This window comes from Haloferax profundi (assembly GCF_001469865.1).
In the GTDB taxonomy this organism is placed as follows: domain Archaea; phylum Halobacteriota; class Halobacteria; order Halobacteriales; family Haloferacaceae; genus Haloferax; species Haloferax profundi.
This window is the reverse complement of sequence record NZ_LOPV01000409.1, coordinates 1-4,449: the sequence shown is the minus strand read 5'-3', so window position 1 is coordinate 4,449 and position 4,449 is coordinate 1. Positions and strand designations below refer to the sequence as shown.

At 56.6% G+C, this 4,449-nt stretch carries 2 protein-coding genes and 1 pseudogene; 1 reads left to right on the top strand and 2 read right to left on the bottom strand.

The annotated features are described in order from the left end of the window. Window positions 1-428, bottom strand: a pseudogene (locus AUR66_RS14070) (phosphoenolpyruvate carboxykinase (ATP)); the annotation flags it as partial. A gap of 306 nt (window positions 429-734) precedes the next feature. Continuing rightward, a complete protein-coding gene (locus tag AUR66_RS14065) occupies window positions 735-3,761 on the bottom strand; it encodes a glycosyltransferase (RefSeq protein WP_082682222.1) in 3,027 nt (1,008 codons plus the stop codon). Between the two features lie 276 nt (window positions 3,762-4,037). On the opposite strand from AUR66_RS14065, the gene AUR66_RS14060 reads away from it, so the two are divergent. Beyond that, a complete protein-coding gene (locus AUR66_RS14060; RefSeq protein ID WP_058572920.1) occupies window positions 4,038-4,271 on the top strand; it encodes a DUF2249 domain-containing protein in 234 nt (77 codons plus the stop codon). The last annotated feature ends 178 nt before the right edge of the window (window positions 4,272-4,449 follow it).

Here is a 4,449-nt window from a genome sequence, read left to right as displayed (position 1 = left end):
GGGAGTTGGACGGTCACGAAATCAGGCTCTGCTCCGTTGGCTGGTTCGAGAAGTTTCGCCCACGCGAGTGCGATTCGGCCGTACTCTTTGGGAAGAAACAGTCGGCAGACGGCCGATACGTCCTCGTTCCGACCGACGACGCGGTCGACACACAGCACGTCGTTCGAGGAATCGTTCGCCCACTCGATGGCACGTTCGAACACAGCGATGTCGTCGTCGTCGAACGAGTCGTCGATGGAGTTCGCGGTTTGTGCCGCACTCCGGGAGCGGTAGTCACTCACGTACGACGGAGCGCCGAAGTCAGTGGTCGTCTCGAAGTGTTCGGAGTACTCGCGGAGTTCTGCAAGTGGAGGATTGTACGTTACGTGGTCCGCCGTGGTGGGGTCGGGGAAATCAGCCAGTGTCGGCCAGTGAGTTGCTTCTTCCATTCTATGTCACCATCTACGATTTAGTTTGATAAGGTTATTCAATCCGTAATCTGGCGTGAAAATAATTATTTGAAATCGGGTAAAAACGAAAGTTCCGTGGTGGCTTCGTCCGGGAAACACCGCCATCTCCGAGTCGTCGCTCGGTTAATTATTTTGGAGGTTGATAGTAAAAACCGACAACGGGTGTTTTCCCAGGGTTTTGGGGCCGAAATAGTGGCTAGTGAGAACACACTACAAACCGATAGAGAGGTGTTCGTGGTCCAAGCGTCGTCGAATACAGTCGGACTGTCGTCGCCACGAACCGGGCTACCGACTCGCACGTTCGAACCGATAGACGCTGATAAGTTCGTCTTCGCGCGTGTACCGGAGGTCGTGCGTCTGATTCAGTGTCCCGAGGACGCCGTCAGAGTCGTCAGTCTGGTAGCGGACCACCCACACCGTCTCGTGGTCACTCACCTTCGTCGCCAACAGAGACCTGTCGGTGGCCGTTACGTCGGGGCTCGCAGGAAGCATCATCCGCTCGACTGCGGGACCACCATAGTAGTAGGTGACGTCGTTTTCGACCCAGAATGGTTGAATCACGAGCAAGTCGTCGGGAGAGATGTTCGCAGAGACGTCACTGACAGACCCATCCCAGTCTTCGACGGTGTCTCCGGCGTAGTACCCAACGCCAGTGGTGATAGCGCCGGCGACGAGTACGACCGAAAAGACCGCCCGCCACATCGGTTGGTATTCGAGGTTGACCAATCCTCGCGCGACGAGGACGAGGAGTGGAAGACTCGCGGCGAGTGCGTAGCGCGGGAAATAGATTGGAAAGAGGACGTACGACAGAACGAACGGAACAGCGATTGGGACGATGAAGAACATCGCGAGGAGACTCCCCCGTCCGAGGTCTACGAGATGGTATTCGATACGACCGTCGTCTGCGGGTTCGTAGTTGACGATTGCAAACATAATCGTGACGTTGATCGTCAACAAGACGACGAGTGCGGCCCCCCAGGCGACCCACGAGTCGTTGAAAATCGGATAGTACGACGGGAAGCCAGCGAACATGAGAAACGTGTCTCGGAGGAGTTCAGTCGACGGTGCTGGTATCCAACTGATGGCAGTCCCAGCACGCTCAGCATCGGCAACCTGCCCAAGAACCTGCTGGCTGAGGACGTACACCCACGGCAGGTACAGGAGCGACACGGCGACTTGAAGCGCAATCCATCGGCGTTTGAACTCTCGACTACTCTCGGTCAACAGCGTGTATCCGTGCTGGGCCAAGAGGACGAACACCGCGTACACGTGTGTGTACAGCATCGCGATAGTGACGACGAGATACGTCAGCGCAGACCAACGGTTCCGTTCGGGGAGGTGGAGGTACGTGTACCACGACGCGAGGATGAGAAACGTGAGGAGACTGTACATGCGTATCGTCCTCCCGAAGTGGATGTGCATCGTCGATACCGTGACGAGACTGGCCGCGACGAGACCCGTCAAGTCGTCGTACAATCTCCCAGCGAGCAGGTAGACCATACCGACAGTGGCGACCGAGAAGACGACCGAAAACAGTCCTGCACCGAACTGTGTCTGTCCAGCCACCGACATCCACAGACGCAAGAGCACGAAGTACAGTGGAGGGTGTGGGTCCCACGGAATCACCAGCAACTCGCCGATTGGCACCGCCGCCCGGAACGTGACCGTGTAAATTTCGTCGAGCCAGAGGCTCCAGCGTGTGAGCGCACCGATTCGGAGGGCCATCGCGACGACGAGAACGACGGCGAGTGCGCCGAGACGTTTCTTTCGCGGTATCGTCCGGTCGACACTGGCAGCGGAAGCCGAGATGTCCAACGAATCGTTCGCGTCGGTTCCGAGAAGCGACACTGTGATATCGGTGGGACGGATGCCACGACCCAAATCTGGTTCAGACAGGTTTCGCCCGAGGTGAGCGGTCTTCGTCCAGTGGAACTGTCCCCGATACGTCTGTAAAATCGCCCGCACGTCTGCGAGCCACTGGAATATCCAGTAAAAAAAGAGCGAGAGTGCGACGATACACGTTCGTTGGAGTCGCTGTGGGAGCGGTTTGTCCGAGACAATCCAGTACCCGCGGGCGTAGAGACCGGCGACCAACACGAGGAAAGTGAGACCAAGGGACAAAATCCCCTTGACGAGCGCTGAAGGGACGGCCCCAGTCATCGTCGTGAGCCAAAAGACGAACAGCAACCCAGCGATGTTTATCGGCCCAAGGTGGGGCAGTAACGACTGCCAGTAGATGTGGAATCGCTGACGAAGCGTCTCCGGTGGTCTGTCGAGGTACTGTACGAACGTGTATACCTTCCCCTTCTTCCATCGAGTTCGCTGTTCTATCCAACTCTTGAGTTCGATTGGTGACTCCTCGTTCGTCACGGCGTCGAGGAACGCAAACTCGTAGTCTTTGGTCCACAGGTTCAATCCGAGTTCGAAGTCTTCCGTGACGTTCGACGGGTCCCACGGGACGTACCCCGCGAGGCCACGGTCCGAAAGCCATTGGCGGTCTGCTGTCGACCACGGTGAGTCGTCGGCTTCGATACGTGCGTCGGAGACATCTTCTAAGACCCCGCGGCGGAAGAAGCACGACGTCCCACCCAGCGGGATGGGATAGCCGACGTGTTCGAACGAGGGGATGACGAGGTTGTACCAGTAACTGTACTCTGCACGGAAGAGCAGGTTTAGCCACCCGTCGTCTTCGTTGACCATGTCGAGGTGGCTCAGGGCGAAGTCAGCCTCGGAGACGAGTGTGTGTCCAGCCTCTTCGAGGAGGCTTGCACCGATTATCACCTCGGCGTCGACGACGCCGACGACGTCGCTTTCGACGAACTCGAAGCCGTAGTTCAAGGCCCGAGGCTTATTCGATTCGCCCGGGTAGTCGGCTGGAACGACGACTGTCTCGAAGGGGTAGGTTTTCGAGAGTCTGTCGAGCACGTCACGAGTCGCGACGTCGTCCGGTTCGACGAGGACCATCACCGAGAGTAATTCACTGGGATACACCGCTTCGAAGATAGACTGAATCGAGTTCGCAACGACTTCGGCCTCTTCGTACGCAGGAACGAGAATCGCCATGGAGGGGAGTTCGTCCGTGTCTGTGTGTCGATCCTGCCCGTCTCTGGAGTCGACTCGCTCTGCTTCCCGGTCAGCACTCTGTCCGAAAACTCGGCGACTGACCCGTTCGAACACCCGGTCGGCGAATCGTTGAGCGAGTGGAAAGTAGTTGTAGAAGTTCGTTAGCGTCCAGATAACCCCAAAGAAGATAGTCCCGAAGACGATTACCGCCCTGACAACTTGATAGAAGCTAGCCCCAATATCCATCATCCCACGACCTTCACAGATTACTTCATTACTTTTTTATATAATTGTATTTTCTTGCCCATTGTCATTACTACCGAATATCGTTAGCAGGGTGTCACATTTTAGGCCACGAGGCAAAACACCCGACCAGCAGTTATGAATACAAAAATATCGCTCACATATGTTGGACACCCGGAGGTCACTTCTGTTGTGCGACGCTGTCAGCCGACACTGAACCGCTGCCCGACAGAACATATTCGGGGAAATGACCTCAGTACTGTACCCGGAACCGAGACGTGTATGGCAGACACGAAACTCGACGTTCGCGAGATTCCACCGGCAGAGCGCCACCCGAAGATTCACGCTGCATTCGAAGGACTGGAGAGTGGTGAGACGTTGACGATTCTCAACGACCACGACCCGAAACCGCTGTTCTACGAGATGCAAGCCGAGGTAGCGGCGTTCGACGCCGAGAACTACGCCGTCGAGCGACGCAGTCCGACAGAATTCGTCGCGACGTTCCCGAAACGATAGCTGATTCCGAACCGGATTGGCTCGCCTGTCACCAAGCCAGTCTCCAGTACCGATTCAGAGAGTGACGCCCATCAGAGGACACTCGAAGCGTGGGTAGAGTACAGATGAGAGAATCCGAACGCGACCCAGAGCAACTCAGACGAGCACTTCGACGCTACGGACAAGAAATCAAAGAGCG

Excerpts from the sequence above, each read along its gene's own strand:
- AUR66_RS14065 (WP_082682222.1), bottom strand. The coding sequence starts at position 3,761 with ATGATGGATATTGGGGCTAGCTTCTATCAAGTTGTCAGGGCGGTAATC.
- AUR66_RS14060 (WP_058572920.1), top strand. The coding sequence starts at position 4,038 with ATGGCAGACACGAAACTCGACGTTCGCGAGATTCCACCGGCAGAGCGC.